Annotated in this window: 16 protein-coding genes; 1 reads left to right on the top strand and 15 read right to left on the bottom strand. The window is 74.0% G+C overall.

Translation table 11 applies throughout. The features are described from left to right. Positions 1-183: 183 nt before the first annotated feature. The 13 genes from AB0I91_RS32545 to AB0I91_RS32605 form a co-directional block, all read right to left on the bottom strand. Positions 184-324 (bottom strand): hypothetical protein, encoded by a 141-nt coding sequence (locus AB0I91_RS32545; RefSeq protein ID WP_498783180.1) that lies wholly within the window; start codon positions 322-324, stop codon positions 184-186. Positions 325-510: 186 nt separating this feature from the next. Next, positions 511-4,251 carry a S8 family serine peptidase gene (locus AB0I91_RS32550; RefSeq protein WP_499640384.1) on the bottom strand — a complete coding sequence of 1,247 codons (3,741 nt, stop codon included), beginning with the start codon at positions 4,249-4,251 and terminating at the stop codon, positions 511-513. Positions 4,252-4,447: 196 nt separating this feature from the next. Next, positions 4,448-4,732 carry a hypothetical protein gene (locus AB0I91_RS32555; RefSeq protein WP_499640386.1) on the bottom strand — a complete coding sequence of 95 codons (285 nt, stop codon included), beginning with the start codon at positions 4,730-4,732 and terminating at the stop codon, positions 4,448-4,450. A gap of 94 nt (positions 4,733-4,826) precedes the next feature. Beyond that, entirely contained in the window at positions 4,827-5,843 is a 1,017-nt protein-coding gene (locus tag AB0I91_RS32560; protein ID WP_499640388.1) for a hypothetical protein, read from the bottom strand. Between the two features lie 89 nt (positions 5,844-5,932). Continuing rightward, positions 5,933-7,270 carry a flavin-dependent monooxygenase QhpG gene (gene qhpG / locus AB0I91_RS32565; protein WP_499640390.1) on the bottom strand — a complete coding sequence of 446 codons (1,338 nt, stop codon included), beginning with the start codon at positions 7,268-7,270 and terminating at the stop codon, positions 5,933-5,935. After that, positions 7,267-8,598 carry a radical SAM protein gene (locus tag AB0I91_RS32570; RefSeq protein WP_499640392.1) on the bottom strand — a complete coding sequence of 444 codons (1,332 nt, stop codon included), beginning with the start codon at positions 8,596-8,598 and terminating at the stop codon, positions 7,267-7,269. Before AB0I91_RS32570 ends, qhpG begins: the two co-directional genes overlap by 4 nt. Beyond that, on the bottom strand, positions 8,595-9,467 hold the full coding sequence (locus AB0I91_RS32575) for a hypothetical protein (protein ID WP_499618894.1): 873 nt from the start codon (positions 9,465-9,467) through the stop codon (positions 8,595-8,597). The genes AB0I91_RS32570 and AB0I91_RS32575 overlap by 4 nt, the downstream gene beginning before the upstream one ends. After that, positions 9,464-10,855, bottom strand: coding sequence for a hypothetical protein (locus tag AB0I91_RS32580; RefSeq protein WP_498786682.1), 1,392 nt, complete (start codon positions 10,853-10,855; stop codon positions 9,464-9,466). Before AB0I91_RS32580 ends, AB0I91_RS32575 begins: the two co-directional genes overlap by 4 nt. Next, positions 10,852-12,279 carry a ferritin-like domain-containing protein gene (locus AB0I91_RS32585; protein WP_499640394.1) on the bottom strand — a complete coding sequence of 476 codons (1,428 nt, stop codon included), beginning with the start codon at positions 12,277-12,279 and terminating at the stop codon, positions 10,852-10,854. The genes AB0I91_RS32580 and AB0I91_RS32585 overlap by 4 nt, the downstream gene beginning before the upstream one ends. A 237-nt stretch (positions 12,280-12,516) precedes the next feature. Further along, complete coding sequence (locus tag AB0I91_RS32590; RefSeq protein ID WP_498786680.1) at positions 12,517-12,894, bottom strand: hypothetical protein; 378 nt, start codon at positions 12,892-12,894, stop codon at positions 12,517-12,519. Beyond that, complete coding sequence (locus AB0I91_RS32595) at positions 12,891-15,236, bottom strand: CHAT domain-containing protein (protein WP_499640396.1); 2,346 nt, start codon at positions 15,234-15,236, stop codon at positions 12,891-12,893. The genes AB0I91_RS32590 and AB0I91_RS32595 overlap by 4 nt, the downstream gene beginning before the upstream one ends. A 103-nt stretch (positions 15,237-15,339) precedes the next feature. Further along, the gene (locus AB0I91_RS32600) at positions 15,340-18,123 is read right to left on the bottom strand and encodes a helix-turn-helix transcriptional regulator (RefSeq protein WP_498786678.1); all 2,784 of its coding nucleotides are present in this window, start codon (positions 18,121-18,123) and stop codon (positions 15,340-15,342) included. Between the two features lie 81 nt (positions 18,124-18,204). Beyond that, positions 18,205-18,762, bottom strand: coding sequence for a TetR/AcrR family transcriptional regulator (locus AB0I91_RS32605; protein WP_499640398.1), 558 nt, complete (start codon positions 18,760-18,762; stop codon positions 18,205-18,207). Between the two features lie 76 nt (positions 18,763-18,838). Between AB0I91_RS32605 and AB0I91_RS32610 the strand changes: the two genes are divergently transcribed. Further along, positions 18,839-19,471 (top strand): DUF2231 domain-containing protein, encoded by a 633-nt coding sequence (locus AB0I91_RS32610; protein WP_499640400.1) that lies wholly within the window; start codon positions 18,839-18,841, stop codon positions 19,469-19,471. Positions 19,472-19,724: 253 nt separating this feature from the next. Here AB0I91_RS32610 and AB0I91_RS32615 read toward each other — a convergent pair whose 3' ends face one another. Together AB0I91_RS32615 and msrA are read right to left on the bottom strand one after the other, a co-directional pair. Beyond that, positions 19,725-20,231, bottom strand: a complete 507-nt coding sequence (locus AB0I91_RS32615; protein WP_499619157.1) for an MOSC domain-containing protein — start codon at positions 20,229-20,231, stop codon at positions 19,725-19,727. Next, positions 20,228-20,731, bottom strand: coding sequence for a peptide-methionine (S)-S-oxide reductase MsrA (msrA, locus tag AB0I91_RS32620; protein ID WP_498786674.1), 504 nt, complete (start codon positions 20,729-20,731; stop codon positions 20,228-20,230). The genes AB0I91_RS32615 and msrA overlap by 4 nt, the downstream gene beginning before the upstream one ends. Positions 20,732-20,923 lie beyond the last annotated feature (192 nt).

Below are 20,923 nucleotides of genomic sequence, written 5' to 3' on the forward strand. Positions count from 1 at the left end.
CGGTCCAGGAATGGGCGGAATTCGGCAGTGGCGGAAGGAGTCGAACCCTCGGGCAACGGTTTTGGAGGCCGTTCCGCTTCCCAAGCGCGCCACCACGGATAACTGATCCAGGTGCGGGAAATAGCAGAGCCGCCCGGATCGGTTCCCCGATGGGCGGCTCCCTGTCCACGTGACCGGATCCGGTCAGGGCGGGGAGTCCGCGCAGCTCAGGTGCATGTGGTGCCAGTGCGACGCCGACATCTGCTGGTCGGAGGACGGGCACCCGGCGACGATCGCGGCGCGTTGACACCTGCGCTGCGAACCCCGCTTCCACGTGCTCGTCATGGTTTCGGCCCTTCTTCTCTCGGCGTGGTCCAAGTATGCACGTCGCCCAGGATTGCGGCAATGCCCTTTTTCTGACTCGCTCTCAAGGCAGGCGGAACTCGCCCGTTATTGGTCGGCTGTTCCGCACGGGCCGCGGCGGGTTGTCCGGGAGGTGCCCGGACAACCCGCCTGCGCTCGGACCGCCGGTCAGCCGACCCGGTACGCGCGGATCACGGTCTGCTCCACGGCGTTGCCGTCCGCGTCCGAGGCCTTGGCGCGCAAGGACGCGAACGCGCCGGCCGGGTTGGTGACAGTCGCCGTCCACCGCGCGCCGTCACGGCTGAGCGGAACGGTCGCCCAACTGGCGCCGTCGTCGAAGGAGACCTCCAGCTCCAACGACTTCGTGTCGGGTGCCTTGTCCTGCCTGGTCACCGTGACCGGGAAGGAGAACTGCCCGCCCGGCGCGACGTTGTGCAGGTCGACGGCGGGCGCGAAGCCCACCGAGAGCAGCGGGAGCGCCCCGCCCGGTCCCTGCCGGAACCCGGAGCGGAACGTCCAGCTGCCGCTGACCTTCGTGGACAGCGGCCACCACGGCTGGTTCTCGCGGCTGACGTCGGCGGTCAACCGGTACGAGCTCTCGTCACGGGGCGCGACGAACACCCCGCGTCCCGGCTGGTCCTGCGTGCCGACGAGCACGCCGTCGCGGTACAGCGCGGTCGAGCCCTTGTCGTAGCCGAAGAACGGCTCGGCCGCCCTCGCGTGTCCGGCGGCGTCGGTGAAGAACGGCACCGTGACGTCCAGCAGGTCGCCGGTGCGCCAGGCCCACGGGTGGTTCTCACCCAGCTCGTTGGTGGTCGTGCCGGTGAACCCGGGCGCGGCCACCGCCGCGTTCCACTGCATCCGGTAGGTCTTGCCGCGCTCCAGGGTGGCCCGTTCGTAGCCGGTGCCCGCCGCGGCCCACCAGCCTCCCACCCCGATGCGCCACTTGCCCGGCGTGAAGTGCTCGACGCGTTCGGCGTTCGGGACCCCGGCCAGACTCCACTGCGTGCTGATCTCGCCGTCGAGCCCTTCCACCGAGGCCGAGGTGATCGGCGGTTCCTCCTCGGTGCCGCCGTGGTAGAGCATGTGCACCGCGGCGAGGTCGGCGGTCTTGGCCACCGTGGTCAGCTGCCGCGGCAGCTGACCCGGTGACGGGTAGGCCAGTTCGTAGCGGTAGGCGCTGCTGGACCGGGCGGTGACGGCCGTCGTCACCCCGCCCGCCTTGACCAGGTCGGCGTACCGCCTGCCCGGCTCGTCGTACAGCCGCAACGTCGGCAGCACGGCCGGGAAGTCCTCGGCCGACCGGTTCGCCGTCGCCGCCTCCTCCAGCACGCCGACCGCCACCGCCTTGCCGCCCACGTCCTTGACGGCCCGGATGCGCGCGTAGACCTCGTCGTAGGTCATCTCACCGGGCAGCTCCAGCACCACGAGCTTGTCCTTGGCGTCGACGCCGGCCAGGTCCTCGGGCGTGCCCTGTCCACCGTGGACGGTCGCCAGCCGTTGGCTGCCACTGGGCTCCGGCGACCCGCGGAGCCAGCCGGCGGGCAGTTCGAAGCGCTGCGGTCCCTCGGCGTACACCTCCAGGTCGGGTTCCTCCAGCCGGAGGTTGTCCGCGTAGCCGAACCAGGGCACGGGCCACCGCTCCTCCGACTGCGCGTACAGCTCGGTGAACCGGGGGTCGGCCAGGTAGGAGAAGCCCGTCGGGTACTCGGGGCGGTCGGTGATCGAGAAGCGGAACTGCGAGTTCCACACGCCGCCGCGCGCCGCGGGCTGGTCGGTGGTGTGCGAGACCCGCCGGCCCTTGCGCAGGTCGAAGTTCACAGTCGTGGTGCGCGAGACCCGCACGTCGGGGTCGACGAAGGTGCTCTCCAGGGGCAGCGCGCCCGGCCTGGGCGTGCTCGCGGCGCCGACGACCGAGTACCTGCCCGCGGGGACCCGCAGCGTCTCCCCGAGGGGGCCGAACCACACGTCGCCGCTGTCGAGGTCGACCACCAGCGCGACGGAGTTGTCCTGAGGTCCGGGCGCGGCGCCGTCGCGGTTCTTCACCGCCACGGTCAGGTCGTGCATCTCCGGCTCGTCGTGGACGCCGACCGGCGTGCGCAGTCGGATCGCGCCGTCCGCCGAGGTCGCGGTGAGCAGGCCGCCGTACACGCCGGGCCTGCCCGACCGCGGCGTCAACGTCAGCGTGACGTCCGCCTTGCCCCCGGCCGGGATCGTCACCGAGGGCGCGGACAGCACGGCCAGCCCGGCCGGGGGAGCCTGCCCCTGCGCGTCGGCCAGCTTGACGTCCAGGCCCAGGGTGATCGGCGCGTCGGTGGGGTTGGTGTAGGTCACCGCACGTGCGTCCGGTCGGGTGGTGGGCCACTTCAGGTAGGAGTTGACCGCGGCCGGCGCGACCTGGACGTCCTGCGCGGTCGCCCTGGCCACGTCGACCAGACCGCCGCCGACCGCGTACACGCCCGCGTCCGCCACCGGCGCCGCCGTGCCGACCAGCGCCGCCTTGATCCGGTCACCGGTCCAATCGGGGTGCTGCTGGGCCAGGATCGCCGCCGCGCCGGCGGTGTGCGGCGTGGCCATCGACGTGCCGGACAGCTTGGTGTAGTGCTCGTCCACCGGTTCGCCGATGCGTGCGTCCGCGGCCTTCGCCGCGACGATGTCCGAGCCGGGAGCGGCGATCTCCGGCTTGACCGCGGCGTCGGTCAGCCGCGGACCGCGGCTGGAGAAGTCCGACAGCGCCCCGGACTTGGTGACGCTGCCGACCGCGAGCGCCGCGTCGGCCGCCGCCGGGCTGCCGACCGCCTCGTCCCTGCCCCAGTTCCCGGCCGCCACCACGAACAGCGTGCCGTACTGGGCGCTCAGGGCGTTGATCGCCTGCGACGCCGGGTCGGTGCCGTCGGTGGGGCCCGAGCCCAGGCTCAGGTTCACCACCTCGGCCTTGGCTTCGGCCGCCGCCCACCTCATGCCGGCGATGACGTCGTCGGTCTGGCCCGACCCGTTGTCGTCGAGCACCTTGCCGATGGCCAGCTTGGCGCCCGGCGCGACGCCCTTGTACTTGCCGCCCGACGCCGCGCCGGAGCCCGCGATGGTGGAGGCGACGTGCGTGCCGTGCCCGTTGCCGTCCCGTGCGCTGCCCGTGCCGCTGAAGTCCTGGCTGACGGTGACCTTGTCCGCCAGGTCGGGGTGCGTGCTGTCGTAGCCGGTGTCCAGCACGGCCACCGTGACGTCCTGGCCGGTGAGGCCGTTGTCCCACGCGGCGGGTGCGCCGACCTGGGGGACGCTGACGTCCAGCGCCGCTTGGACGCGCGCGTTGAGCCAGATGCGGCGGGGGCCACCCGCCAGTCGCGCCGCGCCCGGTTGGCCGCCGGTGACGGCCGACCAGAACCGGCGCGCGTCGGCCTTGCGCTCCGCGACCGCCGCCAGGCGCAGGTCGGGTAACTCCCGTTCGACCTGGGCGCCCTCGGGCGCGGTGGCCGCGGCCATGTCCGCGTACTCGACCAGGAGCGGCACCGTGTCGCTGTGCGCGTCGTCGTAGCGCTGCCGGACCAGTCCGGAGACGTTGAACAGCTCCTCGTCCAGCGTCCCGGACCGCACTAGCGCCGCCGCCACCTGCGGCACCACGTACAGGTCGGTCTCGCCGCCGCGGCGCTTGGCGTACTGGATGAACGCGGCGGGCCTGCCGCTCGCCTCGGGCTCGGTGAGCACCGACCACCGGCCCTGCGCGGTGCGCGAGACCAACACGCGGTGCCCGCTGACCAAGGTGACCCACTGCCCGCCGGACGCCGTCGCCGCTCCCTGCCCCGCGCCCGGCGATAACGGCACCGCCGCCGCGCTGCCCGCTCCCAGCGGCGCCGTCGCCGTCGCCGCGGCCAGCGCCGCCACGCCCGCGAGCAGCCGCACTCGTCGTTTCATGCGCACTCCCCATCAGTAGAAAGCTTGTGCCCCAATGACTCATGACGCCCGGGAGCGACTTGGCGTTGCCTGGGTCACGCGGGGAGCGGTTCGGCCTGGGTTTGGATTTGCCGACCACCGTGAAGTTGTCGGGACTGCGAACCGAATGTGAGAGGTGCGGCGACCGGCGTGACCCGGCCGGTCGCCGCACCGCGGATCAGCTGCCGGCGATGGTGAGCCGGCTCGTCGTCAGGTTCGGCGATCCGGTCGCTGACGCGATGTCGTGGAAGGTGGTCCAGGCGCCGGTCGAGCGCTGCACCGCGTGGTACAGGCCGCCGTCGCCCCCGGTCACCACGGCGTGCAGTTCGGTGCCCACCTGTGCGATGACCACGGTGACGGCCCTCGTTGCGGTCGGCGGGGTGAACGGCACGTCCGGGGTCTGCTCCCACCTGCCGTCGGCGTGCCGGACGACGTACCGCAACGAGGTCTTGGTTCCACGCACGCCCCGTGCGCGCGTGTCATCGCATGAACTCGCGGTGAGAGCGGTGCGGCGACCGGTCCGACTCGACCGGCCGCCGCGGGCCGGATCGGCGCTGTCAGCTGCCGGCGATCGTGATCGAGAGCGGCCGAGGTGGTGATGAGCTGTTCGCGGCCAGCACGTCGCCGAAGGGCAGCCAGCGGCCGTCGCCGGAGCGGATCGTGTGCAGCAGTCGGTCGCCGTCGGTGGCGACCGCGACGTGCAGGACGCCCCGCGACGCGGTGATCGAGGCGCTGTTGACGGCGCTGCCGGGCGCGCCCGTCTGCGACGCGACGTTGGTGAACGTGGTCCACTCGCCGGTCGGGCGCTGAAGGGCGTGGTAGACCTCGCCGTCGCTGCCGATCACCAGGGCGTGCAGGTCGGAGCCGACCTGGGCGAGCTCCACGTCGGTGGCCGTGACCTCGGCCGGCGCCGGGGTGAAGGGCACGTCGGCGGTCTGGGCCCAGGTGCCGTCGGCGTACCGGACGTAGGACGGCAGGATCCGCCCGCCGGCGGTGTCGTCGACCACCAGGCGCAGGGCGTCGCCGACGCCCGCGATCGCGGCGTTCATGGTCGCCGTGGTCGCGGCCGGGACGACGACCTCGCTCGCCCAGGTACCGTCGGCGCGCCGCACCGCGTGCTTCATGAGCTGGTCGTCGCTGCCGCGCCGCACCCGGTGCAACTCGCCGTTGACGGCGGCCACGGCCAGGTCGTTGGTCGACCCGGTCGTGCCGACCGGTCCGGGGGTCACCTCCGACCACGAGCCGTCGGCGTGGCGGATCCGGTGGTGCAGCGACGGCCGGTAGGGCAGGCCCGAGTAGTCCTCGTAGATCAGGTGCTCTTCGCCGTCGACGATGGCCGACACGAGTTGGCGCTGGGAGTGGTTCGTGCCGATGTAGCCGAATCCGGTCCAGCTGCCGTCGCCCCGGCGGACCGTGTGGGCCACGCCGGTGCTGCCCGGGATGCCGAACGTGGCCAGGTGGACGTCCCCCGGAACGTGCGCGGTGGTCGGCTCGGCCGGCGCGGTGGCGGTCAGCGAAGCCATGGTCACCGCCACCATCACCGGCAACCCGAGCAAGGTTCTTCTTCTGGACATCACAGCTCCCCCTGTTGACGCCCGCCCGTATGGCGGGCATCACATGCCTACCACCGGACGGGAGAAGTGATGGGGCGATTGGGGGAATCTCAGGTGGTCTCCAGGCAGCCCCGTTCGAACAGCCACCGCGCGGTCGCCTCGGCTTGGCGGGCGGGCAGGTGGGTCGACCAGGCGCGGAGCAGGTCGGACAGGGACGCGGTGCGGTCGAGGTAGTCGAGCAGCGGGGCGAGTTCGGTGTCGGCGACGTGCGCGACCGGGGTGGGCAGGGCCGGGTGGGTGAGGGCGCGGCGCGTGGTGACGAGGTCCCCGACCGGGCACGGGGTCGGCACGACGGCGGCGTCGGGGGACAGCCGGACCGGCCGGTGGAGGTGGTCGGGGGTCAGCGGGGTCGGTGAGGTCGGGCGGTGGTCGGGGGGTGGCGCGGCTCGGCGTCGCCAGAACGGTTGGTCGCGGTGGGGTTGGTGGCGGTCGTAGTGGGCGGCGGTCCAGCCGGCGTGACGGGCCGAGGTCCGGTCCCGGCTGTCGCGGTAGAAGGCGAGGGCGGCGGCCCGGTCGCCGTCGGAGAGGACGGTGTGGACGGTGACGGCGGCGGCCATGGCGCTGTGCAGCGCGCTGTCCACCCCGGACGACGTCAGCGGGTCGAGGGTGAAGGCCGCTTCGCCGACCTTGACGCTGTCCTCGGTCACGGGGGTGTCGTCGCGGTAGGCGGTGGCGTGGCAGACGGCGACGTCGAGTGATCCCGGGCGGTCCGCGAACAGGCCGGTGCTGTCGAGGAGGTGGTGGTAGAGGCGCTCCGGGCGGTGGGCGCGGAGCAGGTCGGCGTCGATGAACGCCATGGCGCGGAACAGGCCGCGGGGCAGGGGCGCGCCCCAGCACCAGGTCCGCGGTCCCGTGCCGATGCGGGTCGGGCCGCCGCCTCGCCAGACGGCGTGCAGGGCGAGGGTCCTGGGCCCGGTGGCGGTGGTCGTGCCGCCCGAGACGCGGTGCCGCCCGCTCGCGTCCACCAGGAACCGGGCCCGGAGCGTTCCGCCGGGCAGGGGGACGTCCCAGCCCGCCCGGGTGCGTCGGGGGCGTCCGGCGCGGGCGGGGTGCCGGACCTCGACGCCGACGGCCCGTGCGGCGGTGAGCAGGACGTGGTCGAACCGTCCCCGGTCGACGGTGACCGCCCGTGGATCGGGGGCGACCAGGTGGGTCGTGGTGTCCTCCCAGCGCACCAGGGTGCCGCGCGACGGCACGGCGTCGTCGAGGGCGTGCCCGAGGTCCAGGACGTCGAGCAGCGGCCCGACTCCGGGTGACAGCGCCTCGCCCACGTGCGGGCGGGGGAACGGGCGGCGTTCCAGCAGCACGACGCGGTGGCCGAGGCGGGCCAGCCGCAGCGCGCACACCGCGCCCGCCGGCCCACCGCCGACCACGCAGACGTCCGTCATCCGGTGAAGTAGTCGGGCCGGGCGGCGAGCAGGCGGCTGTAGACGGAGAGGCAGTGGTGCAGCCAGCCCCGGATGTAGTCGCACGCCGGCCGGCCGCGGCGGATCACCTCGTGGTGGCAGCCGCCGCCGCACAGGTACCGGGCCCAGCAGCCGTTGCACGGCTCCTGCCGGTGCACGTGGCGGTCGGTCAGCCACCGGGCGCGCTTGGCGTCGTCCACGCCGGTGGTCAGGTCGCCCATCGCGCCGTCGGAGTCGCCGACGAACCGGTGGCACGCCGCCAGGTCGCCGTCCGCGGACACGCCCAGGTAGCCCGCGCCCGCGCCGCACGGGTAGGGCCGGTGCGTGCCCCGGTGGATCTCGCGCAACGCGGTGACCAGGTTGGTGAACGGGTAGCGCTGCCCGGCGAGCACCCGGCGGACGAACTCCTCGCCGCACGCGGTCATCTGCTCCAGCATGACCTCCAGGTCCCGCGACGCCATCTCGCCGTGCCCGTTGGGCGAGCTGAGCATGGGTGAGAAGCCGACGCCGTGGAACCCGGCGGCGGTGAACTCCTCCAGCGTGCGCGGCAGGTCGAGGTTGAGCGGCGTGACCGTGACGCGGGCCGAGACCTGCATCCGGCGTTGCGCCGCCAACAGTGGCGCGACCCGGTCCATGACGCGCCGGTAGCTGCCGCGGCCGTCGCGGTGCGGTCGCAGCAGGTCGTGCCGAGCGCCGACGCCGTCGAGGCTGACCGTGACCGCGAACCCGTGCGCCTCGAAGAACTCGCCGTCCTCGGGCGTGAGCAGGGTGCCGTTGGTGGTGATGGAGAACGTGACCGGCGTCCCCGTCCGCCGCGACACCTCGACGGCGTACTCGGTCGCGGAGCGCACGACCGGCCGGTTGATCATCGGCTCGCCGCCGAGGAACGCGAGGTTGACGCGTTCGCCGGGGCCGGCGTCGCGGAACAGGGTGTCCACGGCGGCGAACGCGGTCGCCTCCGGCATGTTCTTGGCCGGACCGCCGAAGTCGCCCTGCTGCGCGTAGCAGTAGGTGCAGCCGAGGTTGCACTTCTGGGCGACGGCCAGCGACAGCGCCCGCACCGGCGGCGGGTCGGGCGCGAGGTCGTCGACCTGGCGCGGCGCGTCGAGGCCGAGGTCGGCCAGCAGCGAGTCCACCAGCCGTGGATCGGGGTCGCGGCGGGCGGCGTCGATCCGGTCGTAGAGGGCCTGGCCGACGCCGAACAGGCGGCTGCCGTCGGCGATGAGCACGCGTGGCCCCGCGTCGGTGCGCAGCAGGTGGACGTCGGGGTGGACGGGGGCGGACTCCGCGAACAGCCGGGCGGCGGTCATCGGCCGTCACCGTCCGGCTCGGTCTCGCGGTACTCGGGCGCGTCCTTGCCGTCCACGATGAACCGCAGCTCGCCCTGCCAGTCCCGGAACAGGTCGTCGTAGCTGACCAGGCGGGAGTCGAAGCGGTTGTCCAGCACGTACTCGCGCGGCTCGCGGTCCTTGGCGAACCAGTGGTTGCCGGTGGTGGTGCCCGCGGCGGTGTCCTCGACGTTGACGTAGTCCGGTCGGCTGGCGGCCCAGTAGTAGCAGGCGCACTCGCGGTAGTCGTTCTGCCAGGGCGAGCACAGGCCGCGGGTCAGGTCGCCGGGTCCGGCCATCTCCTCGGCGATCACGGCGAGGTCGCCGCCGGTCGTCCCGCTCTTCGCGAACAGGGCCCTGACCTCCAGCTGCACCACCTCGAAGCGCGGGTCGGGCAGGGACGACGGCTTGCCGACCGGCTTCGACGCGGGGCCGCTGGTGAACAGGCACGGCACGGTCTGCCCGACGTGGTCGGCCAGCACGTCCGCCAGGGAGTTGGACCACTCCAGCATCGTCACGCCGTCGGGGTTGTCCGCCGAGGTCAGCCGGGACGACCCGCTGCCGGGGCGGGTCGGCCCGACCAGGGCGCCCACGACGTCGTGGTCGCCGACGGACAGCAGGCGGCGGCCGACCAGCCGTTCGTGCTCCGGGTCGGCGCCCACGACGTAGTTGTCGGACTCGTGCAGCTCGATGCCGACCAGGAGCCGGCGCCAGATGTTGCGGATGTCGAACTCCAGGCCGGGGAACGCGTTGGAGATCGCCGAGTCGGGCAACGTGCTCGGCGGGTTGCCCGCGGCGCTGTAGTGCAGCTGGGCGGTGAGGTTCATCGGGTCGATCCGGTCGTCGCTCATCGCGGTCCTCCGGGTTCGTCGGTGGCCTGCCGGAAGATCGCCTGCCGGGCGGCCAGGCGGACGAGGTCCACCTGGCGGCGGGTGAGGGCCAGCGACCGGCCGTCCGCGCCGCGCATCAGCGCCGGCATCTTGCGCCTGCCCTTGGCGGTGAGGTCGCCGACCTCGTCGTGGTCGCGCAGCACGTCGGCGAACCACGGCGCGGTGCCGCTGCGCAGGGCGGCGAGCACGTTCCGGTGCAGGGCGAGCACCGCGGCGGCGTCCACCAGGGACGGCGCCATGATCGGCTCGAACAGCCGGCCGGTGTCGGCGGTGTCCTGCCGCACCATCGTGCTCGCGGCGTCGACCCGACCGTCCACGGTGTTGCCGTTCATCACCTCGGTGTTCATCAGCCGCACCGTCTCCGTGGCGCGGCGGAGCACTTCCTCGGCCACGGCGCGCGCCTGCTCCAAGGTGTCCTGCCCGGTCGCGGCCGGTCCGTGCAACGCCTGGTCGAGCTCGTCGGCGACGGTGCGGATCGGGATGACGTCCGGCGCGTAGGCGGGCGGGCCCGCGCCGATGCGGCCGAACGCGGTCAGTTCCCGGCCGGAGACGTCGAGCGCGACGTGGACCAGGCCGTCGCACTCGTCGTCGAGGTAGCCCCGGCTGACCCAGGAGCCGTCCGGGCCGTCGTCGCCCGCGTAGATCTGCGCCGGGATCGTCAGCCGCGGATCGCCCGGCTGGTCGGCGTGGCCGCGCCACTTGCCCCTGGTGGCGTCGTAGAGGAAGTCGACGACGTTCGGGTCCGGGTCGGTGGGGCGGTCGGTGTAGGCGGAGCCGTAGACGTGGCCGGCGGCGGGCGTGAAGCGCAACCGGATGCCGGGGAACTCCGGCGTCGGCTTGAGGTAGCGGGCGTGGCCCAGCGGCAGGAACTTGTCTTCGAGGAAGTTCGCGCACACGCCCATCAGCTCGTGCGACACGTGGTCGCTGAACCACTCGGTGTCGGCGTCGATCCGGTCGTTGTCGTCGTAGGTGCGGCGCTGGATCTTGTGGTTGCCGACCCGGACGCGCCACCGCACGTCCTCGGGCGTGAGGCCGTTGTCCTGCAACAGGTCGACGGTCAGGGGCCGGAGCACGTCGTCGTCGGTGAGCGCCCAGACCTCGAGGAACGGCGCGACGGGCCGGACCTTGCCGTGCCCGTCGGTGAACCGGAGCGTCGCGGGGGTGTCGGCGCCGGTGATCGCGCCGGAGCCGGGGTCGACGCGGAACGTCGGCGCGGGGCGCAGCCGTCGTGGCCCCAGCGGCTCGGTCGGGTCGGTCTCGGCGGTGTAGTTGTCCATCGGCTCGGCGGCGCCGCCGAGCCGTGCGACGGCCAGCGGCGGCAGGACGCGCAGTTCCCGGATCGTCGTCATCGCGTGCACCCCTTGCGGCTGAGGACGTGCTCGATCTGCTCCAGCGCCCGCCGGTCGGACTCGCGCAGCGCCACCAGGTAGGGGTCGTCCGCGCCGGCCGGGTCGGTGCTGAGCAGTTGGTCGGTGAGCAGCTGGGACGCCTGCACGAGGTCGCGCTGCAGCAGCCAGCGGTCGTGGTCGTGGTGGGGCAGTTCGAGGCTGTACGGCATCTCGAACGGCGGCCCGGCCAGCAGACCGCCCGGCACGTCCTCCTCCAGGGGCCGCTCCACCAGGCGTCCGGCGACGGCGCGCAGGTTGTACATCTCGGCGAACGCCCGGTGCACCAGCGCGCCGCGCCCGGTGAGCACGCCGCCGTTGTCCACCGGGCCCGACAGCAGGAACGCGTGGGAGATGTCGGTGAGCAGCATCCGGTAGCGGAGGTTGAACAGGTGGCCCCACAGCGCGGTGACCGGGTCCGTGATCGGGTTGGTCGTCACCTCGGCGGCGGCGTACCCGACCGGCTGCGACTCGTTGAGCCGGTGCGCGGTCACCGGGTTCTGCGCGACCGGGCGCGACACCAGTGCCTGCTGGTCCTCGGGCAGCCGCGTCAACGCCCGGTAGATGCCGAGGAACCGGTTGAAGTGGGACGTCTCGTCCTGCTCGTCGGCGTCCGGCGCCTCGCCCTGCTCGCCGATCTCGCGCAGCGCCTTGCGCGCCGAGTCCCGCGAGAACACGCCGAAGACCAGCAGCTCGGGCGACTTGACGTCCGGCACGTTCCCCGAGTCCTGCCCGCGTTCACCGCGGGTGTACCCGCGGCCCCACTCGTCCCAGGACGCCTGGTACGGCAGCGTGTCCGCGTGGAACAGCTCGTCCGGGAGGAAGTCCTTGTTCTTCAGGATCGCGTCGACCCGGCCGTAGAGCGCACCGACCCGGTTGACGTAGTCGCCCGACGCCTTGGCTGCCCTCTCCTTGATGGCCGTGGCCTCGGGACCGGACCAGGTGCTCGGGCTCTCCGCGACCACGTACTTGGCGAGCGAGTCGGCGGTCAACGGCTGGAGGTTGAACGCGAACGGGTAAAAGTCCGAGCCCCACGGGTAGTCCTCGCGGTCGAGGTTGATCGGGCCGCCCAGCACCGTCAGCAGGTTCTGCACGGTGACGAGGTGGCCCATCTCCTCCTTCGCGATGCCGAGGATGACCTCCTGCCAGCCGCGCACGTCGTCGCGCAGCCCTTCGGGCACCTGCGGCCCGCCCATCGAGTAGGCGGCGAACAGGTACTGCACCATCAGCGAGTGCTCGATCTCGGCCGCGACGTGCAGCAGCATCACGGTGTAGTCGCGCCAGTTGAACTCCGGCGGCAGGACCGGGCACTCCTCCTCCGCGTCGAGGGGCCCGGCCACCGACAGGACCGCCATGGCGGGCGCCCGGTCCTCGAAGAGCTCCGGCACCACCGAAGCGAGATGCCTGTGCACCCTCGACCGCATGTCCTACCCCCGTTTCCCGCGCGACTGTGTGGCGCACGGGCGAGCGTGCCGGCGTGCGGGCACCCGACGCCCCGGTCGCGGCCAACGCCAGCCGGGCCGGTGAAACCCGTCATCCGGCCGGGTCGCCCGTGCTGACGGACCGTCGCCGGTGACGTCGGCCGCCGCCACGGTCGGGCGACGTCCGTGACCGGTCGGTGGTGGTCAGCCGGGGCGGCGGCGCTGGGCCGGCGACATGGCCACGCCGGAGTCCCGCGCGTCCGGGAGCTTCTCCTCGTCCTCGGCCAGGCGGAGCCTGCGCCCGTCGAGGAACCAGTCGACGGTGAACTTCTTCGACACCGCGACCAGGGTGAACAGCACCAGCAGGTAGGTGGCGAACCCGGCGAGCAGGCCGATGCCGTACGCGCCGAACAGGCGGCTGCCGGCCGGGAACAGCGCGAGCACCGCGCCGCCGCCGATGACCGCGACCAGCGCGCCGAGGTCGGCCAGCCGCACCCGGTCGGTCCGGTAGCGGTTGACGAAGTACAGGTTCCAGCCGAGCACGGCGCCGAACGCCGCCGCGCCCCACAGCTCCAAGGTCATGGTCGTCCCCTCACGCGTGCCCGGGTCGGCACCAGGTTCAGGTCGGCGGGCGCCAACGCGGTGTAGGCCAGGCCCAACGCGCTGCCGTCACGCAGCACCGCGCGCCGCGCCGCCGTCATCGCCTGCCCGACGGTGTGGCCGTCGCCGAGCAGCGCGGGCAGCAGGGTGTCGGCGAACCGGCAGGCCAGGCCCTCCCGGACGTCGACCTCCGTGCCGACGACGCCCGCCGCGCCTGCCCACAGCAGCCGCGGCGTGAGCGGGAACGCGTGGTCGGCGCCGGGCGCGACGGTGCTGCACCCGTTGAGCAGGACCAGCGGCATCGACTCCCACCGCCCGCCGAAGTCGTCGTCGAACTCGGCCGCCGTGAGCCACTCGCCGTCGCCGATCTCGACGTAGCCGAGGCCGCGGTCGTTCACGCCGCCGTGGCAGTACAGGTAGATGACGCTCGGCGCGACGCTGCGCAGGTGCTGGAGGAACGCCGCGCGGCGGTTGCTCTCGATCACCTGGACGTGCGGCAGGGCGTGCCGCAGCCCTTGCAGGTGGGTGCGTTGGGCGACGAACCCCGGGTCGTCCGCCCGGCCGAGCACCACGACCGGCGGGTCGACCGGCGCCGCCGGGTGGTCGGGCACCGGTACGCGGGGGTCGAAGGTCATCGGGTTGCCGATCGCGAACCGGAAGCCCCAGAACCCGGCCGGGCAGACGACGTCGGGCGATCCGGTCGCGCACCCTCCTCGTGCGCACCGGGGCGGGTCCGTGCCGTCGAGGTCGGCGAAGTACGCCTCGCACAAGTGGTACTCGTGGGGCTCCAAGCGGGCCAGCGGGAAGTCGTAGATCATCGCGGCGGGCAGCCACTCGGCGCTGCCGTCCGGGTGCACGACCTGGAGGTGCGACGACGCGGCGCGCAACTCGCGCCACGGCGCCCTGGGCTGCCTGGTGCGGGCCAGGGCGAGGTCCACGTCGGTCTGGAAGCGTACGAACACGTCACGTCCGTGCACGGCGGCCTCGCCGAGCAGCGCCGACAGCCGCTGCCGGTCCCAGCCGGCGTCGTTCATCGACCGGTAGATCGCGCGGGCGCCCTCCTGGAAGCGGGCCACGGTGTGCTCGGCGATCCGGGTCGCGACGGACGCGCCGGTGTCGCCGAAGTGCACGTAGAGCCCGTGCTGGTCCGGGCTGTCGTGGTTGACCATGATGCTCAGCGCGTGCGGGCGCCCGGTGGCCACGACCTCCGGGTCGAGGCTGAAGCTGCGCACGTAGTCCCGCACCGCCGACCAGCCACGTCCGTCGGCCACCACCAGGAACGACTGGAGCAGCGCGCCCCGGTGGTAGAGGTTGCAGCGCAGCCGCAGCGCGCCGGTGTCGGGCGCGGTGAAGCGGAAGGCCTGCGGCGGCACGGGCTGCCGGTCGACGGGCAGGTCGCGCGTCGGCCGGTCGCGCAGCGCGCCGGACTGGTCGAACACGGCCGCCCGCACGGTGGTCCGGCCTCCTCCCGAGGCGTGCAGCGCGCCGATGTCCAGCCAGAGGACGTACGCGTGGCCCGGTCGCAACGGCTGGTCCGTCGGCCACGCGCGCGCCCCCGGCGCGTCGGGTGCCAGCCACACGAGCACCGGTCGTGCCCAGGGCGGGCGGCTGGACGGCGGGCCGCGGACCAGCAGCAGGGCGAGCATGAGCACGCCGATGAGCGTGACCAGCAGTGCGGGCAGCAGCCATTCGCCACCGGAGAACGCCGTGCCCATGGCCGGCGGCACCCCGACCGCGGGTGGTGGGACGGGGTCGGTGGTGAAGGGTTCCGGGCTGTCGTCCGGGATCGTGGCCACCTCGTACCGGGACGGCGTGATCGATGACTCAGAGACCGGCACGGACGACACCGGCACGGACGACGAAGGCGGCGGCTGCCGTTGCCGCGACGAGGACGGTGCCGGGTCCGACGACGACGGCGACGATGACGACAGCGACGGTGATGACGACGGTGGCGCGGTCGACGACGTGACCGGCTCGACCACGACGACCGTCGCCAGCCGCGACCCGGTGGACGGCTGCCGGAACGCCGACGGCGGCCGGCAGCCGTCGCACCAGACCTCGGCCGTGCCGAGCGGTGCGCTCGACGGCACGGCCAGCGACACGACCAGGGGCGTCACCTTCCCGGGCTCGCGGGTGCGGCAACTGCCGGCGGGGAGCTCGCCCAGGTACACCTGGCAGGAGTCGGGCACCTGCCACGTGCCCGTCGTGGTCCAGTCGTAGCTCGTGCCGCGGACGACCTCCGCCGGCTGCGCCACCGCCGGCGGTGCCGCGACGAGCAGCAAGGCGACGGTGAGCAGCACCGGGAAGGCACGACGCCCGGACATGGCCCCCCTTTGCGGTTCCGCGCGATGCGACGAGCGTGGCGACGGTCGCGGCGGACGGCATCGGGGCAACCCCTGATCCAGCACCCCGAACGTTGCGTTCCGGTCAGTCCAGGTCGCGCAGCGCGACCGCCGCCGCCGTCCGGCTCAGCACCCCGAGCTTGGCCAGCACGTGCGTCACGTGCGTCTCGACCGTCTTCAGGCTGATCACCAGCTCGTCGGCGATCTGGCGGTTGGTCCGGCCGGTCGCGAGCAGCCGGGCGACGTCGAGCTCCCGCGCGGTCAGGCCCTGCCGTCCCCGGCGGCGGGCGGCCTCGAACGACGGGAGCCGCCTGCCGAGCTTGCGCAGCTCGGCGACCGCCTGGGCGTGCAGCCGGCGGGCGCCGCAGGCCAGGAACTCGTCGGCCGCGCCGCAGAGCGCCTCCACCGCCTCGTCACGGCGGCCCGACCGGGCGAGCAGGGAGCCTGCCAGCAACCGGCTCTCGGCGGCGTCCACCCGTGCGCCGCACTCCTCGAACGCCAGCGCGGCTTCCTCGGCCAACGCCAGCGCGCGCTCCGGGTCGTCGGCGAGGCGCGCGGCCGTCAAGCGGGTGACGGCGCGGTGCACGGGGAAGCCGGCCGCGAACTCCCCGACCCCGTCCGCCCACCGCTTCGCCCGGTCGACGCGCCCGTGCGCGAGTTCGGCCGCGGTGAGGAACGCGTACCACAGGGGTCTGCTGAACGGGTCGACCCGCGACAGCGCCGGGCCTCCGCCCGCGTCGAGGACGGCGTCGGCGACCTCCGCCGAGGGGTCCGCCGCCAGCGTCGCCATGCCGTCGAGCAGCCGGGCGGTCGTGCGCCACCACCCGACGTCGCGCCCGGCGGCGACCGCGGCGGCCCCCGACCGGGTGGCGAGGTCGAGGTCGCCGACGAGCAGCGCGATCCAGCACCGCACGCCGTGCGCCATCGCGCTCAGCTCGCCGCTGCCCGACAGGATCGCCGCCTCCACCGCGTCCTCGGCGCAGTCCAGGGCCTCGGTCAGCCGGCCCTGCCAGCGCAGCGCGCACGCGCGGGCGGCCAGCAGGTAGGTGAGCAGGTGCCCCTGGCCCGTGCCCCTGGCCAGCCGGAGGCCGCGGTCGAGGTGCCGCAGCGCCTCGTCCCACCGCTGGTGGTGCAGCTCGCCCCACCCCAGCCAGACCAGCGCGTCCACCCGGTCGGTCAGCTCCTCGTCGGTGAGGGCGTCCGCCGCGCGTGCGGCTTCGGTCGCGCACCGGCTCATGGCCTCCTCGTCACCGGTCAGGAACGCCGCCATGACGGACATGCCCCGGGCGGCGGCGACCAGGGGCCGGTCGCCGAGGTCGACCGCCTGCCGCACGACCAGGTCGACCAGGGCCGCGCGGTCCGCGTCGAACGTGCCCGCCATGAGCGACGAGGCGGCCAGCTCCAGCCGCAGCGTCACCGCCTCGCGGCAGTCGTCGGCGCCGAGTCGGGCCAGCTCGTCGGCGAGGAGTTCCCGTGCGGCGGCGTGGTGCCCGAGCAGGCGACCGGCGGTGGCCGCCAGGAGCACCGCCGGGACGCGCTGGGCCGCGGGTCCGGTCCGCAGCTCGCGGACCGCGCCCGTGGCGACCTCCAGGCCTTCGTCCAGCCGACCGGCGCGCACGAGCGCTTCGGCGAGCCGCACGGTGAGGCCCGGGGTCGACCCGTTCGCGGGCAGCAGCCGCAACGCGGCCCTGAGCCAGTGGGCGGCGGTCGCCGGTGACGCGGCCGACGCCTGTGCCGCGGCTGCCACCAACGTGTCGACGGCGTCGCGGTCGCCGAACCGCCCCGCCTGCTCGACGTGGTGGGCCCGCACCGCGAGCGGGCTGCCGCGGCGGCCGAGGACGGCCAACGCCCGCTCGTGCGCGCCGAGCCGCCAGCCCGGCGCCGCGGCCTCGTAGACGACCTGCCGCACCAGCGGGTGGCGGAACCGGAACCGCCGCGGCCCGGCCGGGCGGACGAGGTCGCACCGGCACAACGCGTTCAGCGCGTCGAGCACGGCGTGCTCGGGCAGGCCGCCGGTCTCGGCCGTCATCTCCGGCTCGAACGGGTCACCCGCCACGGCCGCCGCCCAGGCGACGACCCGCGTCGCCTCGTCGAGCACGTCCAGCTCGGCCCGCAGCGCCGCGCGGATCGTGGGCGGCAGGGGCGTGGCGCCCGCGGCCGGTTGCGCGGTCTTGACCAACGACTCCAGGTACAGCGGGTTGCCGCCGCTGGCCTCGTAGACCGCCCGCCGCCACGACGGCCCGCGACCGCGCCCGATCAGCTCGACGGCGTCGGCGAAGTCCAGCGGCCCCAGCTCCAGCCGGTGCCCGACGCCCGCGCGGTGCGCGTCCGACAGCGACGCGTCGAGGTTGACCGGCAGCGGCACGGCCCGGTGGGCCAGCACGAGGACGAGCGGGCCGCGAGGCGGGCGGCGCACCAGGTGCGCCCAGCAGTCCAGGGAGCCGACGTCGGCCCACTGCGCGTCGTCCAGGCTGACCACCATGCCGCGGACGCGGGACGCCGACTCCAGCGCCTCCCGCACGACGCGGTGCCTGCGGTAGCGCTCGACCGCTCCGGTGTCGTCGGCGGGGTCGAGCGCGGCCCGGTCGGCGGGGAAGAGGGCCGCGGGCTGTTTGCCGGTCAGTTCCTCCAGCAGTTCGGTCAGCGCGCCGTAGGGCACTTCCCGGTCGAACTCGGTGCCCCGGCTCGTCACCACCGCGAACCCCGCCGCGGCGGCCATGGCGTGGAACGACTCCAGCAGCCGGGTCTTGCCGATGCCCGGCTCGCCGACCACCTGGAGCACCGCCGGACGTCCGCGCCGGGCGGCGTCCAGCACCTCCGCCATCACCCGCCGTTCGAGATCGCGCCCGACGAACACCTCCGCTGTCACGATCCGTGATTCGACCAGGTCAGCGCGGGGGAGTTGAGGGGTGCGGAGGCGGACCACCCGAAGGGATGACCTGCGGTGGCGCTAACGGGCTCCCGGGCCGGGCAGTGCCGCGGTGACCAGGAGTTCGAAGGTGGGGCGGGGATCGGTCTCGTCGTGGCGGGCCACGCGGTGCAGGAGGTGGCCCTCGAAGCAGGCCGCGAGCGCGGTGGCGGCGCCCCGCGGGTCGCGCGCGCCGAGCCGGGCGAGCGCGACCACGCCGATCGCCTCCATGGCTTCGCGTTCCCGTGACAGCGCCGCTCGCAGTTCGGGCACGTGGCCCGCTTCCAGGAAGAGGATCAGCCGGGCGGCGGTCGCCGTGCGCGCGGGGCCCGTCAGGTGCTCGAACGCCAGGCACAGCGCGTCGACCAGCTCGGCGGGGGTCGTGGGCGCGAAGGCGATGCCGACCTGCGTCAGGTCGAGTTCGGCGAGCCGGCCGACGACACCGGTCAGCAGCGCCTGGCGGGTGCGGAAGTAGTTCGACGTGGACCCCTTCGCCAGCCCGGCGCGCTCGTCGACGCGGGCGTGGGTGAGCGCGCGGAGCCCTTGCGTGCCGAGGAGGTCGATGGCGGCGTCCAGCGCTCGTTGTCTTGTGGGCGTCACTCGATCACTATAGCCATAGTGACTTGGCACTATGAACGTAGTACCGTGGACGTGCTGCGAAGGGATGTGAGCGGTCGTGGAGGAGACCAAGAGGACCAACGCGTACTTGCGGTTGGTGGAGCGGCTGGAGCGCTCGGACGCGGTGGACGGCGTGATCGAGGCGGCGGATCCGCTCTCCCGACGGCTGGTGGCCCGTGACCCGGTGCGCCGCCTGCTGCACGGTGAGGCGACCGGCATACCGCTGCACGTCATCGTCAAGGACGTGCCGTTCGGCGCGTGGTTCATGGCCCAGTTCCTGGACTGGTTCCCGGACGAGGGGTCGCGGCGGGCGGCCACGCGGCTGGTGGGCCTCGGCCTGCTCGGCGCCGTGCCCGCCGCGGTGACCGGGTGGGCGGACTGGGCGGCGACGGGGCGGGGTGGGCGGCGCGTCGGCGTCGTCCACGCCGCCGCGAACGGCGTCGCCACGGTCGTCTTCGCGGGCTCGTGGGCGGCTCGCGTGTGCGACCACCACCGGCTCGGCGTCGGCCTGGCCCGGGTCGGCGGGGTGGTGCTCGCGGCCGGCGGCTTCCTGGGCGGCTCGTTGGGCCGTCGGCGTCGGGCGGCGGCTCGCCGGGCGGGGCGTGCGGTGGTCCCGGGGCCTGCCGAACCTGCCGGGGTGAGCGGGGACGGATCGCCGGGCGGCGCGCGTGGTGGCCGGCCCGCGGAGTGAGCGTGCGGTCGGCCGGGTCGGTGTGGCGGTGGCCGGGTCTGGGGTGGAGGCCGGTCGATCGCGGGGCCGGGCCTGGGCTGGTCGCCGGGACTGCGTGACAGGGGCGGTGGGTTGTCGGCCGGGGGTGTAGTGGTGGCCGGGCCTGCGGGTGGAGGTGCGGTGGGTGGCCGGGCCGAGGGTGGTGGTCGCCGGGTTAAGTCGGCAGTGGGGCGGTCCGGGGCCGGCGGTCGGGCGGGTCAGGCGGCCTGGCGGGTCAGGTGGTCAGGGTGGCCGGGCCGAGGCGGAGCACGCCGTCGTCCAGTGGGACGCACCGTTTGCCGCCGCGGCCGCGCAGGGCCTTCAGCGCGCCCGGCGCGATCACGACGTCCAGCCAGCCGCACGGGTTCGCGGGCCGGTGCGCCTCGAACCGCACCGGCCCGTCGCCCGAGTCGAGGGTGAACACGTCGTGCCGCGCGAGCCCGTCCACGTCGAACCCGCGCAGCACGATGTTGCGCCGCACCACCAGCGGGCTCGGCGTGGTGTGCAGGCCGAGCCCCCCGGTGACGTGCTCCAGCGACTCGACGGCGAAGACCGTGACGGCGGCCGTCCGGTGCGCGGGCCGGTTGTAGTAGCGGTCGCCCACCAGGCCCAGACCCGCCCGGACCACGACGTGGTCGCGCGAGACCGGCTCGGGGTCGGCCCGCGGCCCGTCGCCCGGCCGTCCCTCGTACGCGTGCACGGACGACACGTGCAGCGCCACGATCTCGACGGTCGTGCTCACCGCTCGCCGAGTTGCCACTCAGGTCGGACGTAGTGGCAGGTGTACCCGTTCGGGTAGCGCTCGAGGTAGTCCTGGTGCTCCGGCTCGGCCTCCCAGAAGTCGCCGGCCTGCGCCACCTCGGTGACGACCTTGCCCGGCCACTTGCCGGAGGCGTCCACGTCGGCGATCGTCGCCTCCGCGATCCGCTTCTGCTCGTCGTCGGTGAAGAAGATCGCCGAGCGGTAGCTCGTGCCGATGTCGTTGCCCTGGCGGTCGCGGGTCGTCGGGTCGTGGATCTGGAAGAAGAACTCCAGGATCTGCCGGTAGCTCAGCCGGGCCGGGTCGAACACGACCTCGATCGCCTCGGCGTGGCTGCCGTGGTTGTAGTACGTCGCGTTCGGGACGTCGCCGCCGCTGTAGCCGACGCGGGTGGAGACGACGCCCGGGTGGCGGCGGAACAGGTCCTGCATGCCCCAGAAACACCCTCCCGCGAGGACGGCCTTCTCGGTCACGGTAGCCATGTGGCGCTCCACTCCTCAGTCCGAAATATCTCCACCAGCGTGAACGCTCCCGTGCCCCGCTGTCATCCCGGGGTGGCTGTGACCCGCGGCTCCGCGTGCACGGTCAGGGCGGCGGCGATCGCTCCGGCCACCTCGTCGGCGGCCACCACGCGGACCAGCGCCCGGTCGTCGCGCAGGCGTTCGGCGAACAGC

Origin of the sequence: Actinosynnema sp. NPDC049800 (assembly GCF_040656635.1) — a bacterium.
GTDB lineage: Bacteria > Actinomycetota > Actinomycetes > Mycobacteriales > Pseudonocardiaceae > Actinosynnema.